The 25,499-nt window shown below is 71.9% G+C and carries 24 protein-coding genes and 1 riboswitch; of the genes, 12 read left to right on the top strand and 12 right to left on the bottom strand.

What is annotated here, in order from left to right:
• Positions 1 to 2: 2 nt before the first annotated feature.
• Both mftG and ACIO6U_RS24100 read right to left on the bottom strand, forming a co-directional pair.
• Positions 3 to 1,562, bottom strand: a complete 1,560-nt coding sequence (mftG, locus tag ACIO6U_RS24105) for a mycofactocin system GMC family oxidoreductase MftG (protein WP_401722066.1) — start codon at positions 1,560 to 1,562, stop codon at positions 3 to 5.
• An 83-nt stretch (positions 1,563 to 1,645) separates the two neighbouring features.
• A complete protein-coding gene (locus ACIO6U_RS24100) occupies positions 1,646 to 2,857 on the bottom strand; it encodes an MFS transporter (RefSeq protein WP_401722063.1) in 1,212 nt (403 codons plus the stop codon).
• 61 nt (positions 2,858 to 2,918) lie between these two features.
• On the opposite strand from ACIO6U_RS24100, the gene ACIO6U_RS24095 reads away from it, so the two are divergent.
• Entirely contained in the window at positions 2,919 to 3,890 is a 972-nt protein-coding gene (locus tag ACIO6U_RS24095) for an ArsR family transcriptional regulator (RefSeq protein WP_391045001.1), read from the top strand.
• A 27-nt stretch (positions 3,891 to 3,917) separates the two neighbouring features.
• Here the strand turns inward: ACIO6U_RS24095 and ACIO6U_RS24090 are convergent, their stop codons facing one another.
• Together ACIO6U_RS24090 and ACIO6U_RS24085 are read right to left on the bottom strand one after the other, a co-directional pair.
• Entirely contained in the window at positions 3,918 to 5,165 is a 1,248-nt protein-coding gene (locus tag ACIO6U_RS24090; protein ID WP_401722060.1) for a cation:proton antiporter, read from the bottom strand.
• A gap of 6 nt (positions 5,166 to 5,171) precedes the next feature.
• Positions 5,172 to 5,657, bottom strand: coding sequence for a cation:proton antiporter regulatory subunit (locus ACIO6U_RS24085; RefSeq protein WP_188281150.1), 486 nt, complete (start codon positions 5,655 to 5,657; stop codon positions 5,172 to 5,174).
• Positions 5,658 to 5,943: 286 nt separating this feature from the next.
• Here ACIO6U_RS24085 and ACIO6U_RS24080 point away from each other — a divergent pair, with 286 nt between their 5' ends.
• Entirely contained in the window at positions 5,944 to 6,843 is a 900-nt protein-coding gene (locus tag ACIO6U_RS24080) for an aminoglycoside phosphotransferase family protein (RefSeq protein ID WP_401722057.1), read from the top strand.
• Between the two features lie 158 nt (positions 6,844 to 7,001).
• Here the strand turns inward: ACIO6U_RS24080 and katG are convergent, their stop codons facing one another.
• The gene (katG, locus tag ACIO6U_RS24075; RefSeq protein WP_401722055.1) at positions 7,002 to 9,230 is read right to left on the bottom strand and encodes a catalase/peroxidase HPI; all 2,229 of its coding nucleotides are present in this window, start codon (positions 9,228 to 9,230) and stop codon (positions 7,002 to 7,004) included.
• A gap of 391 nt (positions 9,231 to 9,621) precedes the next feature.
• On the opposite strand from katG, the gene ACIO6U_RS24070 reads away from it, so the two are divergent.
• The gene (locus ACIO6U_RS24070) at positions 9,622 to 10,032 is read left to right on the top strand and encodes a Fur family transcriptional regulator (protein WP_188281148.1); all 411 of its coding nucleotides are present in this window, start codon (positions 9,622 to 9,624) and stop codon (positions 10,030 to 10,032) included.
• A 32-nt stretch (positions 10,033 to 10,064) separates the two neighbouring features.
• On the opposite strand, the gene ACIO6U_RS24065 is transcribed toward ACIO6U_RS24070, so the two are convergent.
• On the bottom strand, positions 10,065 to 10,718 hold the full coding sequence (locus ACIO6U_RS24065) for a helix-turn-helix domain-containing protein (protein WP_355340998.1): 654 nt from the start codon (positions 10,716 to 10,718) through the stop codon (positions 10,065 to 10,067).
• Between the two features lie 81 nt (positions 10,719 to 10,799).
• Here ACIO6U_RS24065 and ACIO6U_RS24060 point away from each other — a divergent pair, with 81 nt between their 5' ends.
• Complete coding sequence (locus tag ACIO6U_RS24060) at positions 10,800 to 11,693, top strand: NAD(P)H-binding protein (RefSeq protein ID WP_401722051.1); 894 nt, start codon at positions 10,800 to 10,802, stop codon at positions 11,691 to 11,693.
• A gap of 12 nt (positions 11,694 to 11,705) precedes the next feature.
• Here the strand turns inward: ACIO6U_RS24060 and ACIO6U_RS24055 are convergent, their stop codons facing one another.
• Positions 11,706 to 12,779, bottom strand: coding sequence for an alkene reductase (locus ACIO6U_RS24055; protein WP_401722048.1), 1,074 nt, complete (start codon positions 12,777 to 12,779; stop codon positions 11,706 to 11,708).
• 165 nt (positions 12,780 to 12,944) lie between these two features.
• Here ACIO6U_RS24055 and ACIO6U_RS24050 point away from each other — a divergent pair, with 165 nt between their 5' ends.
• Positions 12,945 to 13,364: a MerR family transcriptional regulator gene (locus ACIO6U_RS24050; protein WP_391161936.1), complete on the top strand. Its 420-nt coding sequence runs from the start codon at positions 12,945 to 12,947 to the stop codon at positions 13,362 to 13,364.
• On the opposite strand, the gene ACIO6U_RS24045 is transcribed toward ACIO6U_RS24050, so the two are convergent.
• Positions 13,273 to 14,100 (bottom strand): cobalt-precorrin-6A reductase, encoded by an 828-nt coding sequence (locus ACIO6U_RS24045; RefSeq protein ID WP_401722045.1) that lies wholly within the window; start codon positions 14,098 to 14,100, stop codon positions 13,273 to 13,275. The two genes, ACIO6U_RS24050 and ACIO6U_RS24045, sit on opposite strands and share 92 nt — an antisense overlap.
• Positions 14,097 to 14,870 (bottom strand): precorrin-6A synthase (deacetylating), encoded by a 774-nt coding sequence (gene cobF, locus ACIO6U_RS24040; protein ID WP_401722042.1) that lies wholly within the window; start codon positions 14,868 to 14,870, stop codon positions 14,097 to 14,099. The genes ACIO6U_RS24045 and cobF overlap by 4 nt, the downstream gene beginning before the upstream one ends.
• A 55-nt stretch (positions 14,871 to 14,925) precedes the next feature.
• A riboswitch (cobalamin riboswitch) is annotated at positions 14,926 to 15,074 on the top strand.
• 102 nt (positions 15,075 to 15,176) lie between these two features.
• Between cobF and ACIO6U_RS24035 the strand changes: the two genes are divergently transcribed.
• From ACIO6U_RS24035 to ACIO6U_RS24020, 4 genes are all read left to right on the top strand, one after another.
• Entirely contained in the window at positions 15,177 to 15,326 is a 150-nt protein-coding gene (locus ACIO6U_RS24035) for a CbtB-domain containing protein (RefSeq protein WP_188281174.1), read from the top strand.
• Positions 15,327 to 15,368: 42 nt separating this feature from the next.
• Positions 15,369 to 16,232: a CbtA family protein gene (locus tag ACIO6U_RS24030; protein WP_401722039.1), complete on the top strand. Its 864-nt coding sequence runs from the start codon at positions 15,369 to 15,371 to the stop codon at positions 16,230 to 16,232.
• A 4-nt stretch (positions 16,233 to 16,236) separates the two neighbouring features.
• Complete coding sequence (locus ACIO6U_RS24025; RefSeq protein WP_401722036.1) at positions 16,237 to 17,055, top strand: (2Fe-2S)-binding protein; 819 nt, start codon at positions 16,237 to 16,239, stop codon at positions 17,053 to 17,055.
• Between the two features lie 103 nt (positions 17,056 to 17,158).
• Positions 17,159 to 18,301, top strand: coding sequence for a HoxN/HupN/NixA family nickel/cobalt transporter (locus ACIO6U_RS24020; protein ID WP_401722033.1), 1,143 nt, complete (start codon positions 17,159 to 17,161; stop codon positions 18,299 to 18,301).
• Between the two features lie 42 nt (positions 18,302 to 18,343).
• On the opposite strand, the gene ACIO6U_RS24015 is transcribed toward ACIO6U_RS24020, so the two are convergent.
• Positions 18,344 to 19,153, bottom strand: a complete 810-nt coding sequence (locus tag ACIO6U_RS24015) for a putative protein N(5)-glutamine methyltransferase (RefSeq protein WP_391045042.1) — start codon at positions 19,151 to 19,153, stop codon at positions 18,344 to 18,346.
• A 372-nt stretch (positions 19,154 to 19,525) separates the two neighbouring features.
• On the opposite strand from ACIO6U_RS24015, the gene ACIO6U_RS24010 reads away from it, so the two are divergent.
• The 3 genes from ACIO6U_RS24010 to ACIO6U_RS24000 are packed head-to-tail and all read left to right on the top strand — an operon-like array spanning position 19,526 to position 22,613.
• Positions 19,526 to 20,848: an ABC transporter substrate-binding protein gene (locus ACIO6U_RS24010; RefSeq protein WP_401722029.1), complete on the top strand. Its 1,323-nt coding sequence runs from the start codon at positions 19,526 to 19,528 to the stop codon at positions 20,846 to 20,848.
• Positions 20,815 to 21,720 (top strand): ABC transporter permease subunit, encoded by a 906-nt coding sequence (locus ACIO6U_RS24005; RefSeq protein ID WP_391118052.1) that lies wholly within the window; start codon positions 20,815 to 20,817, stop codon positions 21,718 to 21,720. The genes ACIO6U_RS24010 and ACIO6U_RS24005 overlap by 34 nt, the downstream gene beginning before the upstream one ends.
• Positions 21,717 to 22,613, top strand: coding sequence for a carbohydrate ABC transporter permease (locus tag ACIO6U_RS24000; protein WP_401722025.1), 897 nt, complete (start codon positions 21,717 to 21,719; stop codon positions 22,611 to 22,613). The genes ACIO6U_RS24005 and ACIO6U_RS24000 overlap by 4 nt, the downstream gene beginning before the upstream one ends.
• Before the next feature lie 37 nt (positions 22,614 to 22,650).
• Here ACIO6U_RS24000 and ACIO6U_RS23995 read toward each other — a convergent pair whose 3' ends face one another.
• Positions 22,651 to 22,899 carry a substrate-binding domain-containing protein gene (locus ACIO6U_RS23995; RefSeq protein WP_401722022.1) on the bottom strand — a complete coding sequence of 83 codons (249 nt, stop codon included), beginning with the start codon at positions 22,897 to 22,899 and terminating at the stop codon, positions 22,651 to 22,653.
• Positions 22,896 to 25,439 (bottom strand): glycoside hydrolase family 2 protein, encoded by a 2,544-nt coding sequence (locus tag ACIO6U_RS23990; RefSeq protein ID WP_401722019.1) that lies wholly within the window; start codon positions 25,437 to 25,439, stop codon positions 22,896 to 22,898. The genes ACIO6U_RS23995 and ACIO6U_RS23990 overlap by 4 nt, the downstream gene beginning before the upstream one ends.
• Between the last annotated feature and the right edge of the window lie 60 nt (positions 25,440 to 25,499).

Raw genomic sequence — 25,499 nt, 5'->3', positions numbered from 1 at the left:
GCTCACGCGCGGTCGTGGCGGATCGCGTCCGCGACGACCTCGCCGATCAGGACGGCGGTCGCCGCGGGACCGCGCAGGGGAGCGGCCGGAAGGATCGAGGTGTCCGCGACCCGCAGCCCCCGCACCCCGTGGACCCTGCCGTACTGGTCGACCACGGCGTGCCGGTCGTCCGCCGGACCCATGGGCGCGCTCGCGCAGGCGTGCACCGAGGTGCCGATACGGGCCCGGATCCACGCGTCGAGCAGGCCGTCGTCGGCCAGCGTCTCGTGGCCGGGCCCCGCCGTCGAGTCCGGCGCGACGACGGTACGGAAGGCGGGTGCGGCGATCAGTGCCGCGGTCGTCCTGACGGCCTCGCGCAGCCGCCGCCGGTCGTCGGGCGTCCGCAGATAGCCGTAGTCGACGGTCGGCGGCACCGCGGGGTCGGCGGAGACGATCCGCAGGCGTCCGCGCGGTCGCGGGGCCTGCGCGGAGACGAGGAAGGGCAGCGGCGCGCCGGGCAGCGACGTGCGGGCGCGGATCAGGGCCGCCATCGGCGTGAGCGACTGGAGGATCTCCAGGTCGCCCGCCGCGGGGCCGCCGCTCGACACCAGGTGGAGGGCGCCGCCGAGCCAACCGCCGTCGGCGGCGGGCACGTCGCGTACCGGGGTCCACTCCACGACGATCTGCGGGTGGTCGCTGAACGACCCGCCGACGCCGGGGGCGTCCCGCAGCACGGGGATGCCGAGGCGTTCGAGGTCCGCGCGCGGGCCGATGCCGGACAGCGCCAGCAGGTGCGGTGACCCGAAAGCGCCCGCGCACAGCACGACTTCACCCGCCGTGACGGTCTCCCGTACGCCGTCGCGTTCGGTCTCCACGCCGACCGCGCGGCCGTGCTCCACCAGGACTCGGCGGACGGTGCGGTCGCCGAGGACGGTGAGGTTGGGGCGCGCGAGCGCGTCCTGGAGGTAGCCGACGGCGGTGTTGGCGCGTACGCCGTCGACCGCGTTCGACGGCACCGGGCCGAAGCCGGGCGCGCCCTGGTCGTTCTTGTCCGGCTCGGCCGGGAACCCCGACTCGCGGGCCGCCGCGCCGAACGCCGCGGCGGCGGGGTGGTCGAGCGCGGTCCGCCGCACCCGGACCGGGCCGTCCGCGCCGTGGACGGCGGACGCGCCGTAGTCCAGGTCGGCCTCCATCCGGCGCAGGAACGGCAGCATCCGGTCGAAGGACCAGGCGTCGTTGCCCGCCGCCGCCCACCGGTCGAAGTCGTCCCGCCGGGCCCGTACGAAATACCCGCCGTTGACGGTGGTCGAGCCCCCCAGGATCCTGCCGCGGCCGATCGTGTGGGGACGCTCGGGTGTCAGACGCGCCGGATACAGCCACAGCGGCGCCCCCCGCGCCCACGCCCCCGGTACGAGCCGCGCGTCCAGCAACTCCGGCGCGAAGGTTCTCGGCGCGGGCCCCGCCTCGATCAGCGCCACCGTCCGCCCCGCGTCCTCGCTCAGCCGCGCGGCCAACGGCCCCCCGCTCCCGCCTCCCCCGACCACCACGACATCGGCCCGCGCCACCCCGCTCCTCGGACCCACGCCCCGCCCCTTTCCCACCGGTTCACAGCCACCCTAGGCGAGCCCCCCCTCCCGTTCCCGGTCGGCGCTCCCGCCGGGCCCGGTCAGGCGGACGGGCTCCGCGCCGGGGTCTCGCCGAGGGCCGGACCTTCAGCGGTGGGGAGCGGGCGCAGGCCGGGGGCCAGGGCGAGGGTGACGGCTACGGAGGCGGTCGCCATCACGGTCATGGCGGTGGCGGGTGAGGTGCGCTGGGCGACAGCGCCCGCCAGGGTGGCGCCGACGCCCTGGAGGGTGAGCGTGCCGGAGGAGTGGAGGCCGAGGGCGTGGCCGCTGAGGGCGTCGGGGGTGAGGGACATGAGCCGTTCCTGGAGGAGGAGGCTCGCGGAGTAGCCGACGGAGGCGAGGACGACGGCGGTCACGGCGAGCGGCAGGGCGGGGTGGAGGGCGAAGGCGAGGTAGGGGGCGGCGAGCAGCAGCCGCAGCGGGGCGCCGAGGCGTTCGCGCCAACGGCGGGGCAGGAAGCGGCCGGTGAGGGTGTCGCCCGCGAGCATCCCGAGGGCCGCGCTGGCGAAGAGGAGCCCGGCGTGCCGGGGCGCGTAGGGGACGTAGAGGGATTCGCAGCCGACGATGAGCCCGTTGGGCACCCACAGGGCGAGGTAGACGTAGCGGCGGGGCACGGACGACCAGAGCAGGCCGTTGGTGCGCCAGGTGTCGGCGACCGAGGGGCGTCCCGCGGTACGCGGCGGGCGACCGCTCAGGCCGAGCCGGGCGACGGCCGCGGCGGCCAGGTAGAGCGCGGCGCCGGCCAGCAGGGTGCCGCGCGGGGACAGCACGGTGACCAGGACCCCGCCGACGGCGAAGCCGCAGATCTGCGTGGCGCCGACCGACATGTTGAGCACGGACCTGCCGAGCAGATAGCCGTCGCGCTCAAGGATCTCGTTGAGCAGCCCGTAGCGCACTCCGCCGCCCAGTGAGGCGATCAGCCCCTCGCCGAGGAGTACGGCGAAGGCCGCCCACACGGGCAGTCCCGGCACGGCCTGGGCGGCGGTGCACAGGCCGAAGAGCAGGGCGAGCCCGGCCGTCGCGGCGCGCGGCGGCAGCCGGTCGGCGGCCGACAGCAGTGTGGTCGCGCCGACGACCTGGACCAGCGCCGGGCCGAACATCGCCAGGGCGGACAGCAGCGGCGAGCCGGTCGCCGTGTAGATCAGCGTGCCCAGCGCGAGACCGCTCACCGTGGACGCGGCCGTCGACAGCGAGCCGGTCGCGAACAGCGGCGTGAACTCCGGGGCGCGGAAGAGTTCTCGGTAGGTGCGCATGGACGGGGAGTCTCCGCGGCCCGGCCGGCCCGGCGTTAGAGTTTCGCGGGGAGGCGAAACGATGGGCTGGTGGCTGGTCAACGCGGACACCCTCGCGGGAGGCCGTTTCGTCGTCTCCCCGCTGGCCGAGACCGTCGCGAGCCTGCTCGACCTGGCGGGCGGCACGGCCGCGCACCCCGGCGAGAGCGCGTGGCTGCGCGCCCACCGGTCCGCGTACCGGCGCCGCCTGGCCGAGGACCCGGTCGCCGCGCTGATCGTCGGGGCCGGATTCCGGCCGACCTGGATCGCGGACTTCCTCATCCCCCCGCCGCGGGCCGAGGGCGAGCCGTCGATCGAGGCGGAGCTGGACCGTATCCGTACGACCCCGGCCGACGTCGCCCGCGCCGACCTGGCGATATCGCTGGGCGGACCGCTGCCCGCCTGGCTGCCCGAGGCCGAAGTGCCCCGGCGGGCCGCGGATGTGATGCGGTGGGTGTGGACGGAGACGGTCCTGCCGTACTGGCCACGGCGGCGCCGCGTTCTCGAGGCCGACATCGTGGCGCGCACCCGGCAGTTGAGCCAGGGCGGCTGGACGGCGGCGCTGGACGACATGCGGCCGGGGATGCGCTGGCTGGGCGAGGGACGGCTCCAGATCAACGCGTACGACAATCCGCCGCGCGAGATCTCCGGGGCGCGGCTGCTGTTCGTGCCGGTCACCCCGCGCCGCAGCTGGGTCTCCTGGGACCGGCCGCACCGCTACGCCGTGATCTACCCGTGCGCGGGCGTACTGGCCGAGCCGGACCGGCCCTCGGCGCCGGACGCCCTGCGCGCGCTGCTCGGGCCGGGGCGCGCGGCCGTCCTCGTCCTCCTGGACTCCCCCAAGAGCACCACCCAACTGGTCGCGCTCACCGGCCAGGGACTCGGCTCCGTCGGCCGCCATCTGAAGGTGCTCTTCGACGCCGGTCTGATCCGGCGCCGTCGCGCGGGGCGGTCGGTGCTCTACTACCGGACGGACGCCGGGGAGGTGCTGGTGCGCGCCCAGCGACACGAGTGAGCCGTCGTCGCGGAGCGGGCGGGGCGCTCAGGAACGCGTGGCCGTCGTGTCGATCTGTTCCTCGGCCGGGCCGGGGGACGCGGCGGCGGCCGGGAGCGCGGCGCGGCGGCGCGCGTACGGGCCGATGGCCTCGGTGAGTTTGCGGGCGATGGGCTCGGTCCAGCGGGCGGTGAGCGGGCCGAGGACGACCAGGATCAGCACATACGCGGTGGCCAGCGGCCCGATCCGGGGCTCGACACCGACCGCGAGTCCCGCGATGACGATGGAGAACTCGCCGCGCGCGACCAGCGTGCCGCCCGCCCGCCACCGTCCGGCGGGCCGGATTCCGGCCCTGCGCGCCGCGTACCAGCCGGTGGCGATCTTGGTGAGGGTCGTGACGACGGCCAGGATCAGCGCGGGGACCAGGACCGGCGGGATGTCGGCGGGGATGGTGCTCAGGCCGAAGAAGACGAAGAAGACCGCCGCGAACAGGTCCCGCAGCGGGGTCAGGAGATTGCGGGCGCCTTCGGCGACCTCACCCGACAGCGCGATGCCGACCAGGAACGCGCCGACGGCGGCGGAGACCTGGAGCTGCTGGGCGACACCGGCCACCAGCAGCGTCAGGCCGAGCACGACCAGCAGCAGCATCTCCGCGTTGTCCGACGACACCGCGCGGCTGATCAGCCGCCCGTGGCGCAGCGCCACGTACAGGACGATCCCGACCGTGCCGAGCGAGATCAGCAGTGTGAGGGTGCCGCCCGCCAGGCTCACGCCCGCCAGCAGGGCGCTGAGAATCGGCAGATAGACCGCCATCGAGAGGTCTTCGAGGACGAGGACGCCGAGGATGAGCGGGGTCTCACGGTTGCCGAGGCGGCCGAGGTCCCCGAGGACCTTCGCGATCACACCCGACGAGGAGATCCACGTCACTCCGGCGAGCGCGACGGCCGCGACCGGACCCCAGCCCAGCAGCAGCGCGGCCACCGCGCCGGGTACGGCGTTGAGCGCGAAGTCCACCGCGCCCGAGGGGTACTGCGTTTTCAGATTCGTGACGAGTTCCGAAGCGCTGTACTCCAGGCCGAGCAGCAGAAGCAGCAATACGACACCGATCTCGGCGCCGGTGGCCACGAAGTCCTCACTGGCGTGCAGTGGGATGAGCCCGCCTTTGCCGAAGGCCAGCCCCGCGAGCAGATAGAGGGGAATCGGCGAGAAGCCGACGCGTCCCGCGAGGCGGCCGAGGATGCCCAGGGCGAGAATGATCGCCCCGAGCTCGATGAGCATGTCGGTCGTGTCGTGCACAGGCTCTTATCCCCCTGTGATCAGTTCCGCGACGGCGTCCACACCTTCGCGGGTGCCGACGACGACAAGGATGTCGCCGACCGCGAAGCGGAAGTCGGGAGTGGGCGACGGCACGGCGGCCGTCCGGCGGAGCACGGCGACGATCGAGGCGCCGGTACGGGTACGGGCCTGCGTGTCGCCGAGCGTGCGGCCCGCGTACGGCGACCGTTTGCTCACCGTGATGTGCTCGGTGACCAGGTCGATCTCGAAGTGCTGGCGCAGGTGCGCGACCGGGTCGGGCGGGAGCAGTTCGGCGAGCGCGCTCACTTCGTGCGGCTCCAGGACCACGGCGTCCTTGCAGGCGTCGTCGTCCTCCGGGTCGTGGAACGCCAGGGTGCGCCGCCCGTCGTGGTGCACGACCACCGACAGGTGCCGACCGGCGTCGGTGGACACGTCGTAGCGGATGCCCACCCCCGGGAGCGGGGTCTTGCGCGCGTGGACGGTGTGCTGCATTGCGTGCTCCAAGGGGGACGGGACGTGTCGTGTGAACGGCGTCCGGGCCGACCGGTGTTGGTCGGGCGGTCGGGCGGCGCGGCGCGTTCGCCGGGTCGGCGGTGACCGCGGCACCTACCAGGGTCGCGGGCGGACCGACCGAGCCATAGTAAAGGAATGGCAAATGGATTGCGGGGGCGGGATCGGGCACCCCTCGCCGGCCCCCGGCGGGGCGCCCGCGCGGCGGGCCGACGCGCGGGGAAAAGCGGTTGACGGGAGCCGCCGCCGCGAGGTCGTATGACGCCCCATGACCACCCCGCCCATGCACCCTGACCTGCACCCCATCGACGCCGACCTCGTACGGCGGCTGGTGGCCGAACAGTTCCCCCGGTGGGCGGGGCTCGACGTGCGGCGGTTCCCGTCCGGCGGCACGGTCAACGCGATGTACCGGCTCGGCGACGACATGGTGGTCCGTCTGCCGCTCGTGGCGGGCGGGGCCGGGGACGTCGCGCTGGAGCAGGAGTGGCTGCCGCGGCTCGCGCCCCTGCTGCCCGCGGCCGTCCCCGAAGTCCTCGGCGCCGGGGAGCCCGCGCGGGGGTATCCGTGGCCGTGGTCGGTGTACCGGTGGCTGGACGGCGAGCCGCCGGAGGCGGGGGCGCTGAGCGAACCCGTACGCCTGGCGGAGGACATCGCCGGATTCGTGCGGGCGATGCGGGACGTCACGCTGCCGGACCCGCCGGCCGCCTATCGCGGCGAACCGCTCGCCCACCACGACGCGTCGACCCGGTCGGCGATCGCGCGACTGCGCGGGATTCCGCAGGAGGGCGTCGACTGCGACGGCCTGACCGCCGTGTGGGAGGACGCCCTGCGCGCGCCCGACTGGGACGGGCCGCCGGTGTGGGTGCACTCCGATCTGATGCCGGGCAATCTGCTGGTGTCGGGGGGCCGGCTGACCGCGGTGATCGACTTCGGGTGCGCGGGCGTGGGCGATCCGGCCTGTGACCTGTTCCCCGCGTGGAATCTGCTGCCGCCCGACGCGCGGGAGGTCCTGCGCGGCGCGCTCGGCGTCGACGACGCGACGTGGAGGCGCGGGCGGGGCCGGGCGCTCTCCCAGGCGGTGAACGCGCTGCCGTACTACCGCGAGACGAATCCGACGATGGCGCGTAACGCCCGGCATGTGATCCGCGCGGTGCTCGCCCAGGACTGAGCCCCCGGGCCGCTGGGCGCCTGGGCACCCGGCGGCCGAAAGGGCCCCGCACACAGCGACGTCCGGGGCGGCTTCTGCGAACCGCCCCGGACGTCGTGGCCGGGATGTGCGTCAGACGCGGTCAGGCGTCCTCACGCGGTGCCCCGGAGGCACCGTTCTCAGACCAGGTCGAACCGGTCGAGGTCCATGACCTTGGCCCACGCCGCGACGAAGTCGTTGACGAACTTCTCCTTCGCGTCGTCGCTCGCGTAGACCTCCGCCAGGGCGCGCAGCTCGGAGTTCGAGCCGAAGACCAGGTCGGCGCGGGTGCCGGTCCACTTGACCGCGCCGGAGGCGTCGCGGCCCTCGAAGGTGTTCGCGTCCTCCGACGTCGCGCTCCACGTCGTGCCCAGGTCGAGCAGGTTGACGTAGAAGTCGTTGGTCAGCGTGCCGGGGGTCTCGGTGAGGGCGCCGAGGGCGGACTGCTGGTAGTTGGCGCCCAGGACGCGCAGGCCGCCGACGAGGACGGTCAGCTCGGGGGCGCTCAGGTTCAGCAGGTTCGCCTTGTCGATCAGCAGGTACTCGGCGGGCAGCCGGTTGGCCTTGCCGAGGTAGTTGCGGAATCCGTCGGCGGTCGGCTCCAGGGCGCTGAACGACTCGACGTCGGTCTGCTCCTGGGTCGCGTCCACGCGGCCCTGCGTGAACGGCACCTGAATGTCGAACCCGGCCGCCTTGGCGGCCTGCTCGACGCCGACGCCACCGGCCAGCACGATCAGGTCGGCGAAGGAGATCCCCTTACCGCCGCTCTGGGCGGCGTTGAAGGACTCCTGGACACCTTCCAGGGTGCGCAGCACGGTCGCCAACCGGTCGGGCTCGTTGACCTCCCAGCCGATCTGCGGCTGGAGACGGACGCGCGCGCCGTTGGCGCCGCCGCGCTTGTCGCTGCCGCGGAAGGACGAGGCCGAGGCCCACGCGGTGGAGACGAGCTGGGCCACCGACAGCCCGGAGCCGAGGATCTGGCTCTTGAGGGCGGCGATGTCGGAGGCGTCGAGCGGCTCGTGGGTGGCGGCGGGCAGCGGGTCCTGCCACAGCAGCACCTCGGAGGGGACCTCGGGACCGAGGTAGCGCACGACCGGGCCCATGTCGCGGTGGGTCAGCTTGTACCAGGCGCGGGCGAAGGCGTCCGCGAACTCGGCGGGGTTCTCCAAGAAGCGCCGCGAGATCTGCTCGTACGCCGGGTCGACCCGCAGCGCGAGGTCGGTGGTGAGCATCGTCGGGGCGTGGCTCTTGGACGCGTCGTGCGCGTCCGGTACGGTGCCGGCGCCCGCGCCCTCCTTCGGCCGCCACTGGTTGGCGCCCGCGGGGCTCTGGAACAGCTCCCACTCGTAGCCGAAGAGGATCTCGAAGAAGCTGTTGTCCCAGGCGGTCGGGGTGTTGGTCCAGATGCCCTCGAGACCGCTGGTGATCGCGTCGCCGCCCTTGCCGGTGCCGTAGCTGTTCTTCCAGCCGAGGCCCTGCTGCTCGACGGAGGCGGCCTCGGGGTCGTCGCCGACGCTGTCGGCCGGGCCCGCGCCGTGGGTCTTGCCGAAGGTGTGGCCGCCCGCGATCAGCGCGACGGTCTCCTCGTCATTCATCGCCATCCGGCGGAAGGTCTCACGGATGTCGCGGGCCGCGGCCAGCGGGTCGGGCGTTCCGTTGGGGCCCTCGGGGTTGACGTAGATGAGGCCCATCTGGACGGCGCCGAGCGGGTTCTCCAGCTCGCGGTCGCCCGTGTAGCGCTCGTCGCCGAGCCAGGTGGTCTCGGGGCCCCAGTAGACGTCCTCGTCGGGCTCCCAGACGTCCGCGCGACCGCCGCCGAAGCCGAAGGTCTCGAAGCCCATCTGCTCCAGGGCGACATTGCCGGTGAGGATCATCAGGTCGGCCCAGGACAGGCTCTGGCCGTACTTCTTCTTGACCGGCCACAGCAGACGGCGGGCCTTGTCCAGGTTGGCGTTGTCCGGCCAACTGTTGAGCGGGGCGAAGCGCTGCTGGCCCGCGCCGCCGCCGCCGCGGCCGTCGCTGATGCGGTACGTGCCCGCGCTGTGCCACGCCATACGGATCATGAAGGGGCCGTAGTTGCCGAAGTCGGCGGGCCACCAGTCCTGGGAGCTGGTCAGCACCTGCGCGATGTCCTGCTTGACCGCCGCGAGGTCGAGGGTCTTGAACGCCTCGGCGTAGTCGAAGTCCTCGCCGAGCGGGTTGGCCACGGCGGGGTTCTTGGCAAGGATCTTCAAATTGAGCCGCTCGGGCCACCACTGGCGGTTTCCGCCGCCCTGAGTCGGGTGCGGCGCGCGTCCGTGCGCGACCGGGCAGCCACCCCCGCCCTCCGCCTTCGCGTCAGTGACGATTGCATCATGGTTCTCAGACATGGGAATCCTTCCGGACCAGGCGGATCACGGTGCTCAGGAACTGCGGGGAAATGGAACAGTCGGGGCGCTCGGCCCCGGGAGACGACCGCGGTTCGTCGGGCGACAAGTCGAACGACGAGCCAGGGTCATCGGACACGGTCGGGCGGGCGGTGGCCGTGACGCGGGCGGTCCCCACCCTCAGGCCGACGCCGCGCGACTTCACGGCGGTGGTCCCGTCACGTCTCCGTCTCCTGCCCTACTGGGGGCTTCCTGTCCCTTGGTTATCGCCGGAACCGATCCTACGATGGACTGTGTCCAAGTCAAGAAGCGGGCCAAGCTCATATCCCATCAGACTCCGGACGCCCATGAGTAAACTTCGGGCATCCCGCCGAACCTGAATAGGTGAACCGACATGAGTGACCTGCTGGAGCGGCTGCGCGGACGCGGCTGGCGGATGACCTCCCAGCGCCGCGTCGTCGCCGAGGTTCTCGACGGCGACCACGTCCACCTGACGGCCGACGAGGTGCACGCCCGCGCGGCCGGGCGGCTGCCGGAGATCTCGCGGGCCACCGTCTACAACACCCTGGGCGAGATGGTCGCGCTCGGCGAGGTCATCGAGGTCTCCACCGACGGCCGCGCCAAGCGGTACGACCCGAACGCGCACCACGCCCACCAGCACCTGGTGTGCTCGCGCTGCGGCACGATCCGGGACGTCCACCCGACCGGCGACCCGCTGGCGGACCTGCCGCCCGAGGAGCGCTTCGGTTTCACCGTCTCGGCGTTCGAGGTCACCTACCGGGGCGTGTGCCCGTCCTGCGCGTGAGGACCGCGTCTCGGCGCGAATACCGGTAGCCGTCAGTCCTCGGCGGCGGGCAGCGCCGTCGCGACCACCCGGCGGATGGCGGGCAGGTCGACGCTCGCGGCGAGCGCGTCGTCCTCCGGCATGCCCGTGGTCGCGTCCTCGACGTTGAGCAGGGTGCGGAAGACGCGCGGCAGCACGGTGCGGCCGAGCAGGTCCTCGGCGAGGGCGGCGCCGTCCTCGGGTCCCATGCCGTAGTGCTCGACGAGATACGCGGCCAGCCGTTCGTGGGTGGTGGCGAACATGGCGTCGAAGTACGCGCGCGAACTGGCGGGCAGCCACGCGGCGGCGGCGATGCTCAGCCGACAGGTGCGCACCTGCGACTCCCACGTCATGAGCTGGAGGAACCGCCCGCAGAACAGGGTGACGGCCTCCGCGGGGTCCGCGGAGTACGCGTCGGGCGTCCGCAGCCTGCCGAGGTAGAGCTCGCGGACGAGTCCGAGGACGGCGAGGAACAGCTTCTCCTTGTTCTCGAAGTGCGCGTACAGCGACCGCTTGGACGTCCCGGCGCGGGCGGCGACGGCGTCCATCGAGGCGCGCTCGTACCCGGCCTCGAGAAACACGTCCTTGGCCATGAACAGGATGTGGCGCCGCAACTCCTCGCCCCGTCGCTGCTCCCCGCGCTGTCGCGGCCCGCCTTCTTCGGTCATCGGCTTGCACCCTCAAAAGTAAACGGTACGGTAGAGTTTACTTGTTCGAGCGACCTTTTCCCATGCCGCTGGAGTGAACTCATGATCGTCATCACCGCACCTACCGGAAATATCGGACACCAGGTGGTCGACCGCGTCCTCGCCGCCGACGAGCCGGTCCGCGTCGTCGTCCGCGACCCCGCCCGGCTGAGCGCCGACGTCCGCGAGCGCGCGGAGGTGGTCCAGGGCTCGCACGGCGACCCCGAGGCCGTGGCCCGCGCCCTCGACGGCGCCGACGCGCTGTTCTGGCTGCCGCCGCCCAACCCCCACGCGGCCACCCTAGACGAGGTGTACTCCGACTTCGCCCGGCCCGCCGTCGAGGCGATCCGCGCCTACGGCGTCAAGCACGTCGTCAGCATCAGCTCCCTGGGCCGCGGCACCGCGTACGCGGACCGGGCCGGGCATGTGACCGCCACGCTGGCCCTGGACGACCGGCTCGCGGAGACCGGCGCGGCCTTCCGGTCCCTGAATCTGCCCAGCTTCATGGACAATCTGCTCCGCCAGGCCCAAGTGATCAAGGCGCAGGGCGTGTTCTTCAACGCGCTCTCCCCCGACCGCGCGATGCCCACGGTGGCCACCCGCGACATCGCCGCCGTCGCCGCCCGCCTGCTGCTCGACCCCTCGTGGAGCGGCCGGGAGGACGTACCGCTGCTCGGCCCCGAGGACCTGTCGCAGAATGACACGGCCGCCGTGATCGCCGACGTCCTCGGCTTCCCGGTCCGCTACCAGCAGGTCCCGGCGGGGCCGTTCAAGGAGCGGTTCCTCGGCGCGGGCATGTCCGAGGCCATCGCCCAGGGCATGCTGGACATGGCGATCGCCAAGGACGGCGGCCTCGACAACGGGATCACCCGCACCCCGCAGCACGCCGTCGACACCCCCACCACGCTCCGGCAGTGGTGCGAGGACGTCCTCAGGCCCGCGGTCGAGGCCGCCTGACCGACGAGGGTCTCAGGCCGCGTACTGGTGGGAGGAGTACGTGAGATAGCCCGCGTCGCCGCCCTGGTAGTACGTGGCCTCGTCGACGGGGGCCAGCGGCAGGCCGACGCGCAGCCGCTCGACCAGGTCGGGGTTGGCGATGAAGCCGCGGCCGAAGCTGATCAGGTCGGCGCCCAGCGCGAGCCAGTGGTCGGCGTCATCCCGGCCCGTCTGCTTGGGGCCCATCGGCAGCACGGGGTTCATGATGAGGGTGCCGGGCCACGCCCGGCGCAGAGCGGTCAGCACCTCCTCGTCGGCGGTCGCCTCCAGGTGGACGTACGCCGGTGAGAGCGCCGCCAGTTCGGTGAGCAGCGCCGCGTACAGCTCCGGTACGTCGTCCTCCCGGACGCCCCAGAAGGTGGCGCCCGGCGAGAGCCGGATGCCGGTGCGGTCCGCGCCGACGGCCTCGACGGTGGCGGCGACCGCCTCGACGGCGAAGCGGATCCGGTTCACGACCGAGCCGCCGTACCCGTCGGTGCGCAGGTTGGCGTTGGACGAGAGGAACTGCGAGATCAGATAGCCGTTGGCGCCGTGCAGTTCCACCCCGTCGAACCCGGCGTCGACCGCGCGGCGGGCGGCGTCGCCGTACGACCGCGCGTGCTCGGGGATCTCGGCGGTCTCCAGGGCGCGGGGCGTCGGGGCGGGCTGCGGGCCGGTCGGGGTGAACACCTCTCCCACGGCGGCGACGGCCGAGGGCCCGACCGGCAGCGTCCCGATGGTGTCGGGGTGCGAGACCCGGCCGCCGTGCATGAGCTGGGCGAAGATCCGGCCGCCGCTGGCGTGCACGGCGTCGGTCACCGGACGCCACGCGGCGGTCTGCTCGTCGGTGTGCAGTCCCGGCGTGCCCGGGTTGGACTGCCCGATCGCGCTCGGCTGCACACCCTCGCTGACGATCAGCCCGGCGGTCGCCCGCTGGGCGTAATAGGCCGCCATCGACGGTGTCGCCAGCCCGCCCGCCGCGGCCCTGACCCGGGTCATCGGGGCCATGACCAGCCGGTTGGGCAGGGTCAGACAGCCGAGCCGGTAGCTGGTGAAGAGGTTCGTCACGTCGGGCTCCTTCATGCGTAGCGCGTCACTTCCGTATCGCCCGGTCTCCCGGACGCGACTGCTACGCTAAAACCTGACATTGACGTCAGAGGCAAGCTCTGTGACGCAGACCATAGCCCGCCCGGGAGCCACCGCCCGGGCGGTGGGAACAGCCGGGAGGACATCGTGCGGATCGGGGAACTCGCGGCGCGGGCCGGGGTCAGCGTGCGGTCCGTGCGGTACTACGAGGAGCAGGGGCTGCTCACCAGCGTGCGCAGCGGCAGCGGGCAGCGGCACTACACGGACGAGGAGGTCGAGCGCGTCGCCTTCATCCAGCGCCTCTACGCGGCGGGCCTGTCCAGTCGCACCATCGCCGAACTGCTCCCCTGCGTCGACTCCCCCAGCGAGGAGAACTCCGACGCCGCCCTCGACCGGATGGCCCTGGAGCGCGACCGCCTCTCGGCCCATATCGACGACCTCGTCCGCACCCGCGACACCCTCGACGCCCTGATGGTCACGGCGCGGACCCACCGTGACCAGGTCCTCGCGGGGACGGCCACCCCCATGGAGGCGGCCAGGTCCTGCGTGGGGCACGCAGCAGGCTGACCGCCTCCGCGGGGGTCGCGACGACGGGGACGGACTCCGGCGGGGGCGGGCGGCGGACGATCAGGACGGGGATGCCCGCCTCACGGGCCGCCGTGAGTTTGGGGGCGGTCGCGGCGCCGCCGCTGTCCTTGGTGACCAGGACGTCGATCCGGTGCTGGCGCAGCAGCGCCCGTTCGGACTCCAGCGTGAACGGGCCGCGGGCCAGCAGGACATGGACGTGCGGGGGAAGCGGCGGGTCCGGCGGGTCGACCGAGCGTGCCAGCAGGAATGTGGCGGGCGCCGCGGCGAAGGCCGCGAGGTCGCCGCGCCCCGTGGTCAGGAAGGGACGGCTCCCGAGGCCCGGAAGCAGGGCCGCCGCGTCCGCGACGGAGTCGGCCCAGTGCCAGCGGTCGCCGGGACCGGCCGCCCAGCCCGGCCGGCGCAGCACGAGCAGCGGCAGACGTACGGCGCGGGCCGCCTCGGCCGCGTGGGCGCTGATGACGGCGGCGAAGGGATGCGTGGCGTCGACCACCGCGTCCACCCGTTCCTCGCGCAGCCAGCGGGCCAGCCCGTCCGCTCCCCCGAAGCCGCCGATCCTGACCCGGCCGTCCGGCAGCCGGGGCTCCGCGACCCGCCCGGCCAGCGAACTCGTCGTCACCAACCCCGGAACGGCCGCGAGCAGCTCCGCGAGCCGCCGGGCCTCCCCCGTACCGCCGAGGATCAGCACATGCCTCGACTCCGCGCCGGGCGAGGTCACTTGGGGACGCCGCGCCGCAGCAGATAGGTGTCCATGATCCAGCCCTTGCGCGCCCTGGCCCGCGCCCGTACGTCGCTGATCCGTTGCGCGAGGGCGTCGTCCAGCGGTCCGGACAGCAGGATCTCGTCGGGCGTGCCGAGATACGCGCCCCAGTAGATCTCCAGCCCCTGGCCGGTGAAACGTCCGAAGGTCTGGTGGGCGTCCAGCATCACCACCACGTCGTCCACCCCGTCCGGCAGCCCGCCGTCGGCGAGCCTGCGCCCGGTGGTGATCTGCACCGGCCGCCCGACCTGGTTGAGGCCCGTGCGGTGCTTGGCGGCCAGCGACGAGACGCTGCTGACGCCGGGCACGACCGTCCACTCGAACGCGGCGCTCCCCCGGCCGTGCACCTCTTCGAGGATGCCCAACGTGCTGTCGTACAGGGCCGGATCGCCCCAGACGAGGAACGCCCCGCAGCCGTCGTCCGGCAGTTCCGCGGCGATCAGCCGCTCGTAGATGTCGGCGCGGCGCCGTCGCCAGTCGTCAACCGCGTTCGCGTAGCCGGGAGTTGTCCGTTCCCGGTCGCGCTCCGGGTCGCGCGCGACGACCACGCGGTGCGGCCGTACGGCGTGCCGCCGCAGGATCTCCTCGCGCAGCGCGACCAGATCGGCCTTCTCCTCGCCCTTGTCGAGCAGGAAGAACACCTCGGTGCGGCCGATCGCCCGCACGGCCTGGAGGGTGAGCTGGTCCGGGTCGCCCGCCCCGATACCGATGACGAAGATCTGTTTCACGGTCCGGAGTCTCGCACAGCGATCAGGGGCGTATGTCACAACGTCGCAGGCCCGATTGACGTGCCTGTTCGACAGCCCCTACGCTCAATTACGTGATGGCGTGAGGAAGCTGGTGAAAATCCAGCACGGTCGCGCCACTGTGTAGCCGGTCATCGAGGAGGTGGCCGGTGAGTCAGATACTCCGCCGTCACAACGCCCCATTCGATCGAGGGACGCCGAATCCCTGAAGGAGGCCCACCCGTGAGCTCTGTGTCCGCTCCCACCACCACCGCCACACCGGTTGTCCTGCCGGTCTCGAAGGCCGTGATGTGGCTGGTAGGCACCGCGATCCTGGCTTTCGCCGTCTACTACTTCATCGGTGTCGACCAGGGCGCGGTCAGCGTCTTCGGCAAGGACACCCACATCCACGAGTTCGTCCACGACGCCCGGCACTTCCTCGGTTTCCCCTGCCACTGAGTTCGCGCCGACGGAGCCGACAGAACAGACGGACAATTCGACATGGAAAAGAAACTCATCCTGCGCGGCATAGTCGTCGGCGCAGTCGCAGGGCTGCTCGCATTCCTCTTCGCGCGGATCTTCGCGGAGCCGGACATCAGTAAAGCGATCGACTACGAGAGCGGCAGGGACGACGCGCAGGCCGCGCTCGACAAAGCCGCCGGGCTGCCGATGGAGCACGCGGGACACGAGCTGTTCAGCCGCACCGTCCAGGCGGACGTGGGCATCGGCGTCGGCATGATCTTCTTCGGCATGGCCATGGGCGCGCTCTTCGCGGTCGCCTACGCGGTCTGCCTGGGACGCGTCGGCAATCTGCGGGCGCGCAATCTCGCGCTGCTGGTCGCGGGCGGCGGATTCCTCGGCATCTACCTGGTGCCGTTCCTCAAGTACCCGGCGAATCCGCCCGCCATCGGGCACGAGGACACCATCAAGGACCGCACCGGGCTCTATCTGGTGATGGTCGTGTGTTCGCTGGCCTTTCTGGTCGGCGCGGCACTGCTCGGCAGAAGGCTCCAGCCCCGGTTCGGGAACTGGAACGCGACCCTGCTCGCCGGTGCCGCCTTCGTCGTCGCGATCGGCGTGGCGATGGCGCTGCTGCCGCAACTGGGCCACCTGGCGTACAACAAGGAGAATTTCGGCAACCACGCGACGGAGACGCCGCTGCCGCTCACCGACGACAAGGGCCGGATCGTCTATCCGGGATTCCCCGCCGATGTGCTGTTCTCCTTCCGCTTGTACTCGGTGGCCGCGCAGCTCCTGCTGTGGACGGTGATCGGGCTGGCCTTCGGCCCGTTGGCCGAGCGGGTGCTCGCCTCGCGCACCGCCCCCGCCGCGCAGACCGGCAGGACGGACCCGGTCAGCGCGTGAACCGATGAACGACGACGCGCCGCCGCCGTCCGAGCCGCCCGCCGAGGCGTCCCGGACGGCGGATCTCGCGGCCCTCGGCCCGTTCTTCGCCGCCGAGGGGCACCGCGCTGATTCCGATACCGGCGCTCCCTGGCGGTCGATGGCCGAGCTGGCCGACGGCGGACCCGCGCTCGGCGACCGGGTGGCGGGCGTCAGGCGGTATCTCGCGGCGGCGGGCGGCCGGGAGGCGGAGGCCGTGGAACCGCGGGTCGCCGCGTCCGTGGCCCACCTCGGCCTGGTCGCCCGGGTGCTGTCGCCGACGCTGGCCCTCGCGGTCCTGCGCGGCGAGGTCGCGCCGGGCCTGCGGCTCGCCGACCTGCGCTGGCAGCCGGTCCTGGGCGGCCCCTTCCCGCTGTCGCTGCCGCACACGGCTCAGGAAACCGGCCAGGACACGGCTCCCGGCGCGCCCGCGGGAGGGGAGGCCCTGGCCGCCGCCCTCGCCCGCCATCTGCTCGACGGGCCGGTGCGCGAACTGGCCGACGCCTTCGCGCCCTTCAAGGTGTCCCCGCACATCCTGTGGGGCAACAGCGCCTCCGCGCTGAACGGCGCCGCCGGGATGCTCGCCGCGGCGCGCCCCGCCGACGCCGGGCGCGTACGGTCGCTGGCCGCCCTGCTGCTGGACCGGCCGCCGCTGCGCGGTACGAGCACGGGGGCGCGTACGGGCGCACCGGGCGCGCCTTTCCGCCGGCGCAGTTGCTGCCTGATCTACCGGGCCGCGCCGGGGGGCGCGGGCGGGCTCTGCGGCGACTGCGTCCTCGCGCCGGTGGTACCGGCACCCCGCTGAGCTTGGGGCAGGCCAGGGTGGGCATCCTTATTGCCAGTACCTTGCAACAAGGACAGAGGTGCGTCTAGCTTGGCTTCGCCCGCTTCGACAAAGGACTGATGAAATGACCACCGCCACGTCTCCGGACGCACCGGCACCACCAGGGTCCCGCTGGCGCCGCATCGCCGGCTCGATGACCCGCGCCGAGTGGACGAGGGTCGGCGGCATGTTCGCCTTCATCCTCGCCCTGCACGTCATCGGCTGGTTCACGCTGGTGGCGATCGTGGCCCCCGAGCACTACAGCCTCGGCACCAAGTCCTTCGGCATCGGCATCGGCGTCACCGCGTACACCCTCGGCATGCGGCACGCGTTCGATGCCGACCACATCGCGGCGATCGACAACACCACCCGCAAGCTGATGGGCGAGGGCAAGCGGCCCCTGTCGGTGGGCTTCTGGTTCTCGCTGGGCCACTCCAGCATCGTCTTCGGCCTGGCCTTCCTGCTCTCGCTCGGCATCAAGGCGCTCGCCAATCCCGTCGAGGACGACGACTCCCAGCTCCACAACGTCACCGGCTGGATCGGCACCACCGTCTCCGGCACCTTCCTGTACGTCATCGCCTTCATCAACCTGGTGATCCTGGCCGGGATCTGGAAGGTCTTCCGGCAGATGCGCGAGGGCCACTTCGACGAGGCGGCGCTGGAGGAGCAGCTCAACAACCGCGGTTTCATGAACCGGTTGCTGGGCCGGGTCATGAAGTCGATCACCAAGCCGTGGCAGATGTACCCGCTGGGCCTGCTCTTCGGCCTCGGCTTCGACACCGCCACCGAGATCGCGCTGCTGGTGCTCGCGGGCTCCGGCGCGGCGTCCGGGCTGCCCTGGTACGCGATCCTCTGCCTGCCGGTGCTCTTCGCCGCGGGCATGTCGCTGCTGGACACCATCGACGGCTCGTTCATGAACTTCGCCTACGAGTGGGCGTTCTCCAAGCCGGTCCGCAAGGTCTACTACAACCTCACCATCACCGGCCTGTCCGTCGCCGTCGCCCTCATCATCGGCACCGTCGAACTCCTCGGCCTGGTCGCGGACAAGGCGGGGTTCCACGGCGCCTTCTGGGACTGGGTCGGCGGGATCGACCTCAACATCGTCGGCTACGTCATCGTGGGCCTGTTCTTCGCCACCTGGGCCGTCGCCTTCGCCGTCTGGCGGTTCGGCAACATCGAGGAGAAGTGGTCGGCGGGCCTGCGCACCGCCGACCAGCAGGCCGACTGACCGGCGGCCAGCCCACGGCCCACGACGCGTCCGGGGCGGGCCCTAACCGCCCGCCCCGAGCGGCGGCCGGGTGCCGACGACGACGGTCGCGTACAGCTCGTCCGAGTCGGCGACGTGGGCGCGGAGCCCGGCGGCGGTGAAGAGGCCGACCGCCCGCCGGGCCTGCCGCTCGCTCGACTCGACCAGCAGGGAACCGCCGGGGGCGAGCCAGTCGGTGGCCCGCGCGGCGACACGGCGCATGACGTCGAGGCCGTCGGCGCCTCCGTCGAGCGCCATCAGGGCCTCGTGGTCGCGGGCCTCGGGCGGCAGCAGGCCGACCTCTTCGCTCGGTACGTAGGGGACGTTGGCGGCCAGCAGCCCGACCCGTCCGCGCAGGTCGGCCGGGAGCGGCGCGAAGAGGTCACCCTCGTACACCCGCCCGCCGACGCGGGCCACATTGCGGCGGGCGCAGCGCACCGCGGCCGGGTCGAGGTCGGCGGCGTGCAGTTCGACGCCGCCGCCGAGCGCGGTGGCCAGGGCGACGCCGACGGCCCCCGAGCCGCAGCACAGGTCCACGACGACGGCGCCGGGCGCGGCGAGCCCGGCCGCGACCCGGACGAGGAATTCGGTACGGCGGCGCGGTACGAAGACGCCGGGGTCCACGGCGAACCGCTGTCCGGCGAACTCGGCCCAGCCGAGGACGTGTTCGAGCGGCAGACCGTCCGCGCGGCGTGCGACCATCGCGGTGAGTTCTTCGGGGGTCCCGGCCGCCGCGATGAGCAGCCGCGCCTCGTCCTCGGCGAAGACGCAGCCCGCCGCCCTGAGCGCGGCGACGACGGTGGATTCGGGCGACGGTGCGGTGAAGTCCGACATGTAGAGCCTTTCGGGAAGCCCACGGGCACTCCCCCGGCCTCACCTACGTCGGAGAGACCGCTCGGCCGTACGGCGGGAGCACCCGGCCTGCGATACCGGTAATCGGTCCCACCTCCTCGGCTGATCTCGGCTGATCTCCACTGCTGTGGCGGGTCCTGGCCCGCCGCTGACGGCATCGACCCTACCCCACGGCGCGCCGCGCCCGTCGCCCCGAACCCGCGCCCTCGGACGGCGGCGCACTGAACCGCAATGTAACGGTTAAGCATCAGCGCTGAATCAGTCCCTTTACCGGCCCACAACCCAATGCAATAGTGCGGTCGTTCCGCCACTGAATCGCTTAAGTACCGCGCTGTGGAGACGGAGATGGTGCACATGAAGGGCAAGGTACTCGCCGGGTCGCTGCTGGCGACCATGGCGCTGCTCGCCGCGGGTTGCGGTGGCGGGGGCTCGACGTCCAAGGGCGGTACCGCCACCGTGCCCGCCGACCCGTCGGCGGTGTCGGGTGACATCAAGGTCCTCACCCAGCGGACCGACCTCGTGCAGGACGGCACGATGAAGAAGTACGCCGCCGAGTTCAGCAAGCTCTACCCGAAGGTGCGGGTGACCTTCGAGGGGATCACGGACTACGAGGGCGAGGTGAAGATCCGGATGAACACCTCGAACTACGGCGATGTGCTGATGATCCCGGCGGCCATCAAGACCGACGACTACCCGAAGTTCTTCGCCTCGCTGGGCAGCGCCGAGGAGTTGGGAAAGAAGTACACCTTCACCGGCAAGGCCACGGTCGGCGGCAAGGTCTACGGCATCGCGAACTTCGCGAACGCGGCGGGCTTCGTCTACAACAAGGCCGTCTGGCGGCAGGCCGGGGTCACCGACTGGCCGACCACTCCCGACGCCTTCCTCGCCGACCTCAAGGCCGTCAAGGCCAAGACCTCCGCGACGCCGTACTACACCAACTACAAGGACGGCTGGCCGCTGACCGCCTGGACCTCGGTGCAGGGCGCGGCCACCTGCGACGCCAGGGCGGCCGACGAGCCCGCCACCGACCCGGACCCCTGGCGCGCGGGCACCGACCTGAACGTCGGCGACACGCTGCTCTACACCATCGTGCACGACAAGCTCTCCGAGCAGGACCCGACCACCACCAACTGGGAGAACAGCAAGAATCTGCTGGCCACCGGCAAGATCGCCACCATGTGGCTGGGCTCGTGGTCCATCGTGCAGATGCAGGACGCGGCGAAGAAGGCCGGGCGCGACCCGTCCGAGATCGGCTACATGCCCTTCCCCTCCCAGAAGAACGGGACCTTCTGCACCCCGGTGGCGCCCGACTACCAGGAGGCGGTGAACGTCCACTCCAAGAACAAGGCGGCGGCCCGCGCCTGGATCGACTGGTTCACCGACAAGTCCGGCTACGTGCAGACCAATCAGGCCGTCCCCACGCTCAAGGGCGGACCGCTGCCGTCGGCCCTCAAGCCGTTCCAGGACGCCGGTGTGCGGTTCGTGGAGATGTCGCAGGCGCAGAGCGCCAAGGTCACCAGGATCGACAACCAGTCCGAGATCGGCATGACCGACAAGCCCGAGTACCGCCAGCACCTGATCGACGTGGCGCGCGGCGCCGCAGGTGGTGATCTCCCCGGCATCTTCGCCGGCCTCGCCAAGAAGTGGGCGAACGCGCAGAAGACCGCCGCCCTGTGACGCGCGCCCGGGTCTGGCGGACCGTGACGCCGTGGCTGTACCTGGCGGTGCCGCTCGCTCTGCTGATCACGTTCACCTACCTGCCGGTCGGCACCATGATCAGGGACAGCTTCACCGACTGGGACGGGGTCAGCCCCGACCGGAACTACGTCGGGGCCAAGAACTACGTGGAGCTGTTCACCAGACCCGAGCTGTTCCAGGTCTTCTTCGTCAGCGTCTACTACCTGGTGGCGTCGGTGGCGCAGATCGCGCTGGCGCTGTACTTCGCGACCGTGCTCAGCTTCGATCTGCGGTTCCGGAATCTCTTCAAGGGCCTGCTGTTCTTCCCCTACCTGCTCAACGGGGTCGCGATCGGCTTCGTCTTCCTGTACTTCTTCCAGCCGCACGGCACCCTCGACACCGTGCTGAGCGCCTTCGGGGTGCACGGGCACCACTTCTGGCTGGGCAGCGGGCGGACGGCGAACACCTCGCTGTCCGCGGTGTCGGTGTGGCGCTTCATGGGCCTGAACTTCGTGCTGTTCCTCGGCGCGATCCAGTCGATCCCCGGTGAGCTGTACGAGGCGTCGGAACTGGACGGCGCCAACCGCTGGCAGCAGTTCCGGCACATCATCGCGCCGGGCATCAAACCGGTGCTGAGTCTGAGCGCGATCCTGGCGATCTCCGGCTCGCTGTCGGCGTTCGAGATCCCGTACATCATGACCGGCGGCGCGGCGGGCACTCAGACCTTCGTGATCCAGACGGTGAAGCTGGCCTTCGAGTTCAACAAGATGGGGCTGGCCTCGGCGGCGGCCGTCGCCCTGCTGGTGATCATCTTGTTGGTGACCTGGTTGCAGCGCGTCGTGGTGCCCGACGAGAGGAACGATCTCGTATGACCTCGCTGCTCGTCCGCGACACGGCGCAGGCCCCGCCGCCGGAGACCGTCGACCGGCCCGCGCGCACCCGCAGGGTGCTGGTCAGGGCGCTGGTGTACCTCTCGCTCGTGCTGGCCTCCGCGGTGGTGCTGCTGCCGCTGGTCGCGGTGTTCCTGACCTCGCTCAAGACGTCGCGGGAGATGACGGCGGACGGCGGGGCGCTGTCGCTGCCGCACAACTGGCTGAACTACCACAATTATGTGACGGCCTTCCGGGCCGGGAAGATGCTGCGCGCGTTCGGGAACACCGCGTTCATCCTGGTCTTCTCGATCGTGGGCACGGTGCTGATCGGCTCGATGGCGGCGTACGCGATCGACCGGTTCCACTTCCGGCTGCGGCGGGTGGTGATCGCGCTGTTCCTGATCGGCTCGCTGGTGCCGAGCGTGACGACACAGGTGGCGACCTTCAAGATCGTGAACAACTTCGGCATGTACGACAGCCGTTGGGCACCGATCGTGCTCTACATGGGCACGGACATCGTGTCGATCTACATCTTCCTCCAGTTCATCCGGAGCATTCCGGTCTCGCTGGACGAGGCGGCCAGGATCGACGGCGCGAACACCTTCACGATCTACTGGCGGATCATCCTGCCGCTGCTCAAACCGGCCATCGCCACGGTGGTGATCATCAAGGGGATCACGGTCTACAACGACTTCTACATCCCCTTCCTGTACATGCCGTCGGAGAGTCTGGGGACCATCTCGACGTCGCTGTTCCGCTTCAAGGGGCCCTACGGCGCGCATTGGGAGGACATCTCGGCGGGCGCGATCCTGGTGATCGTGCCGACGCTGGTGATCTTCCTGTTCCTCCAGCGGTTCATCTACAACGGATTCACCAGAGGCGCGACGAAGTAGGGACGCAGCGGGAGCGAAGCGGACCGGCGCTCGCCGGTCAGGTCGTACGGGCGGGCGGGGCGGTGCTCTCGCGCGGGGTCAGCACCGGGGTGGCCACCGGTCCCGTCGCGGGTGTGCCGCCCTTCAGCACGGTCAGCAGCCGCCGGGCCACCTCGGCGCCGAAGCCGAAGACGTCATGGCTCATCGCCGACAGCTTCGGCGGGGTGAGCTGGCACAGCTGCGAGTCGTCCCAGGCGACGATTTTGATGGTGGGGCGGCGTCCCGGCTCCCCGGCCGGAGGGCTCACCGCTCGTCGCCCGGCTCCGTGCGCTGGACCGCGGAGTTGACGCAGTACAGCGCCGCGGCGGCGGCTCCGGGCTCCGGCCGGTCCCAGCCGCGTACGGTGATCGTGACGCGCTCGCCGGGCAGCAGGGTGACCAGGCCCCGGTCGGCGTGGGCCGCGGGGTCGAGCCGGTCGGCCTGGAGCAGCAGGTCGCGCAGGAGCGTCCGGGCGGTGACGGTCACTTCGGTGGCGCCGCCGTCGGAGGTGGCCAGCTCCAGGTCCCAGCGGGGCGCGGGGTAGGCGAAGTCCTTGTCCCTGGCCGGGAACCACAGGGCGCGGACGTCCTCGCCGCCGCCGGGTCCTTCGGCCTCGACGGTCAGCAGTTCCTTGGTGCTGTCGCCCGGCGGTACGAGGTCGCGCGGTACGGCGATCTCGGCAACCGTGCGGGCCGTCGCGGTGAACGGCAGCCGGGCTTCGGCGAGTACGGCGCCGTCCACCGCGACCCTGCGCAGGACCGCCGTGCCCGACCAGTCCCGCGCGCTCTGGTTGACCAGGGCCGCGACCAGGCCGTCGGCGCGCTCCTGGACGGTGAGCAGCCGGTCCGCGTAGAGCCGCTTCAGCTCGTGGTAGAGCGGCTTCTCGCGCTCGTCGCCGTCGATCGCGGCCCACGAGGTCACCGGCCAGCAGTCGTTGAGCTGCCAGACGACGGTGCCCGCGCAGGCAGGCCAGTGCGAGCGCCAGTGCTCGATGCCGCACGCGATGGCGCGGACCTGGTTGACCTGCGTCAGGTAGTGCCAGGTGTCGAAGTCGGCGGGGGCCGGGAAGTGGTGGGCCAGGCCGCGGTCCAGCTTGCCGTTGCCGTCGGCGGCCTTCTGGTGGTGCAGCATGCCGGGCGAGTCCGGGGTGAGCGGGTCGTCGGTCAGCGCCCGGCGCAGCGTGGCGTACGCGGGCGGCGCCTGCCAGCCGAATTCGGCGACGAAGCGCGGCACGTCCTCCAGGTAGCCGGTCCAGTCCCGGCGGTTCCACACCTCCCAGGAGTGGGCGGTGCCGTGCGCCGGGTCGTTGGGGTGGTGGTTCCAGGAGCCGGACCAGGGGCTGCCCGCCCAGTAGGGCCGGGTGGGGTCGGTCTCGGCGACCACGCGGGGCAGCAGGCCCAGGTAGTAGCCCTCGCCCCAGGACGCGCCCGCCAGATCCTGCTCCCAGTCCCAGTCACGGAAGCCCCACAGATTCTCGTTGTTGCCGTTCCACAGCACGAGGCTGGCGTGCGGGGCGAGCCGGGCCACGTTCTCCCGCGCCTCGGCCTCCACCTCCGAACGCAGCGGCTGCTCCTCGGAGTAGGCGGCGCAGGCGAACAGGAAGTCCTGCCAGACCAGCAGCCCGGCCTCGTCGCAGGCGTCGTAGAAGTCGTCGCTCTCGTAGATCCCGCCGCCCCAGACGCGGATCAGGTCGACGCCCGCGTCCTTGGCCTGCTGGAGCCTGCGGCGGTAGCGGTCGGGGGTGATCCGGGTCGGGAAGACGTCGTCCGGGATCCAGTTGACCCCGCGGGCGAATATCGGCTCGCCGTTGACCAGCAGGGTGAAGGGGGTGCCCTTCTCGTCGGGGGCGGTGTCGAGGGTGACGGTGCGGAAGCCGATGCGGCGCTGCCAGTGGTCGAGCGCGACGCCGTCTTCGCCGTCGGGGCTCTCGGTCCCGGCGTCGACGAGGGTGACCTCGCAGTCGTACAGCGGCTGGGCGCCGTAGCCGTGCGGCCACCACAGCTCGGGGCCGGGCACCTCGGCGGTGACGGTGCACCGGTCCGCGCCCGCGGGCACGTCGGCCTCGACCCGCGTCTCCCCCACCCGCAGGCGGACGGTCAGCGGACGGTTCAGGCCGGACGCGGTGCGCTCGATCTCCAGCCGGGCCTCGACCCGTCCGGTGCCGTCGGCGGCCACCGTGACCAGCGGGGTGACGCCCGACAGCCGCGCGGTCGACCAGTGTTCGAGCCGCGCGGGCTTCCAGATCCCGGCGGTGACCAGCGTCGGACCCCAGTCCCAGCCGAAGGAGCAGGCCATCTTGCGGATGTACTGGAAGGGCTCGGGGTACGAGTTGGGCCGGTCGCCGACCAGCGCGCGGACCCGTTCCGCCTCGGTGTAGGCGGAGGTGAAGGCGACGGTCAGCGCGGTCTCGCCCGCCGGTCCGTACCGCTCGGTGACGTCGTACCGGTAACCGCGGTGCATGTTGCGCGTGGCGCCGAGGACGGTGTCACCGAGGCGGATCTCGGCCACCGTGTCCAGGCCGTCGAAGACCAGGTCGGTGCGCTCGTGCCCGGTGGCACGCGGCGGCAGCGCCGTCTCGTACGTCCAGTCCGCGCGTCCCACCCACGCCGCCGCGGTCTCGTTCCGGTCCAGGAACGGGTCCTTCAGCAGCCCGGCGGCCATCAGGTCGGTGTGCACGCAGCCGGGTACCTGGGCGGGTACGGTGCCGGACCCGAGCGCGGGCACGGCGTCCGCTCCGGCTCCGGCTGCCGACCCGGACTCGGGAAGGCGCAGCCTCCAGCCGTCGGCGATCGGCGTGACGTCCTTCATCCCTGCTCCTTGCCTGCTGTTGCCTTGCCGCCGGGCGGTTTCCGGCCGGTTGTCGTACCC

Origin of the sequence: Streptomyces sp. NPDC087422 (assembly GCF_044744145.1) — a bacterium.
GTDB lineage: Bacteria > Actinomycetota > Actinomycetes > Streptomycetales > Streptomycetaceae > Actinacidiphila.
This window is presented reverse-complemented; position numbering and strand designations above follow the sequence as displayed.

Bases quoted from the DNA above. Each gene is read 5' to 3' on its own strand.
- ACIO6U_RS24100 (WP_401722063.1), bottom strand. From the start codon at position 2,857: ATGCGCACCTACCGAGAACTCTTCCGCGCCCCGGAGTTCACGCCGCTG.
- ACIO6U_RS24095 (WP_391045001.1), top strand. From the start codon at position 2,919: ATGGGCTGGTGGCTGGTCAACGCGGACACCCTCGCGGGAGGCCGTTTC.
- ACIO6U_RS24085 (WP_188281150.1), bottom strand. From the start codon at position 5,657: ATGCAGCACACCGTCCACGCGCGCAAGACCCCGCTCCCGGGGGTGGGC.
- ACIO6U_RS24080 (WP_401722057.1), top strand. From the start codon at position 5,944: ATGACCACCCCGCCCATGCACCCTGACCTGCACCCCATCGACGCCGAC.
- katG (WP_401722055.1), bottom strand. From the start codon at position 9,230: ATGTCTGAGAACCATGATGCAATCGTCACTGACGCGAAGGCGGAGGGC.
- ACIO6U_RS24070 (WP_188281148.1), top strand. From the start codon at position 9,622: ATGAGTGACCTGCTGGAGCGGCTGCGCGGACGCGGCTGGCGGATGACC.
- ACIO6U_RS24065 (WP_355340998.1), bottom strand. From the start codon at position 10,718: ATGACCGAAGAAGGCGGGCCGCGACAGCGCGGGGAGCAGCGACGGGGC.
- ACIO6U_RS24060 (WP_401722051.1), top strand. From the start codon at position 10,800: ATGATCGTCATCACCGCACCTACCGGAAATATCGGACACCAGGTGGTC.
- ACIO6U_RS24035 (WP_188281174.1), top strand. From the start codon at position 15,177: ATGTGGCTGGTAGGCACCGCGATCCTGGCTTTCGCCGTCTACTACTTC.
- ACIO6U_RS24030 (WP_401722039.1), top strand. From the start codon at position 15,369: ATGGAAAAGAAACTCATCCTGCGCGGCATAGTCGTCGGCGCAGTCGCA.
- ACIO6U_RS24025 (WP_401722036.1), top strand. From the start codon at position 16,237: ATGAACGACGACGCGCCGCCGCCGTCCGAGCCGCCCGCCGAGGCGTCC.
- ACIO6U_RS24020 (WP_401722033.1), top strand. From the start codon at position 17,159: ATGACCACCGCCACGTCTCCGGACGCACCGGCACCACCAGGGTCCCGC.
- ACIO6U_RS24015 (WP_391045042.1), bottom strand. From the start codon at position 19,153: ATGTCGGACTTCACCGCACCGTCGCCCGAATCCACCGTCGTCGCCGCG.
- ACIO6U_RS24010 (WP_401722029.1), top strand. From the start codon at position 19,526: ATGAAGGGCAAGGTACTCGCCGGGTCGCTGCTGGCGACCATGGCGCTG.
- ACIO6U_RS24000 (WP_401722025.1), top strand. From the start codon at position 21,717: ATGACCTCGCTGCTCGTCCGCGACACGGCGCAGGCCCCGCCGCCGGAG.
- ACIO6U_RS23990 (WP_401722019.1), bottom strand. From the start codon at position 25,439: ATGAAGGACGTCACGCCGATCGCCGACGGCTGGAGGCTGCGCCTTCCC.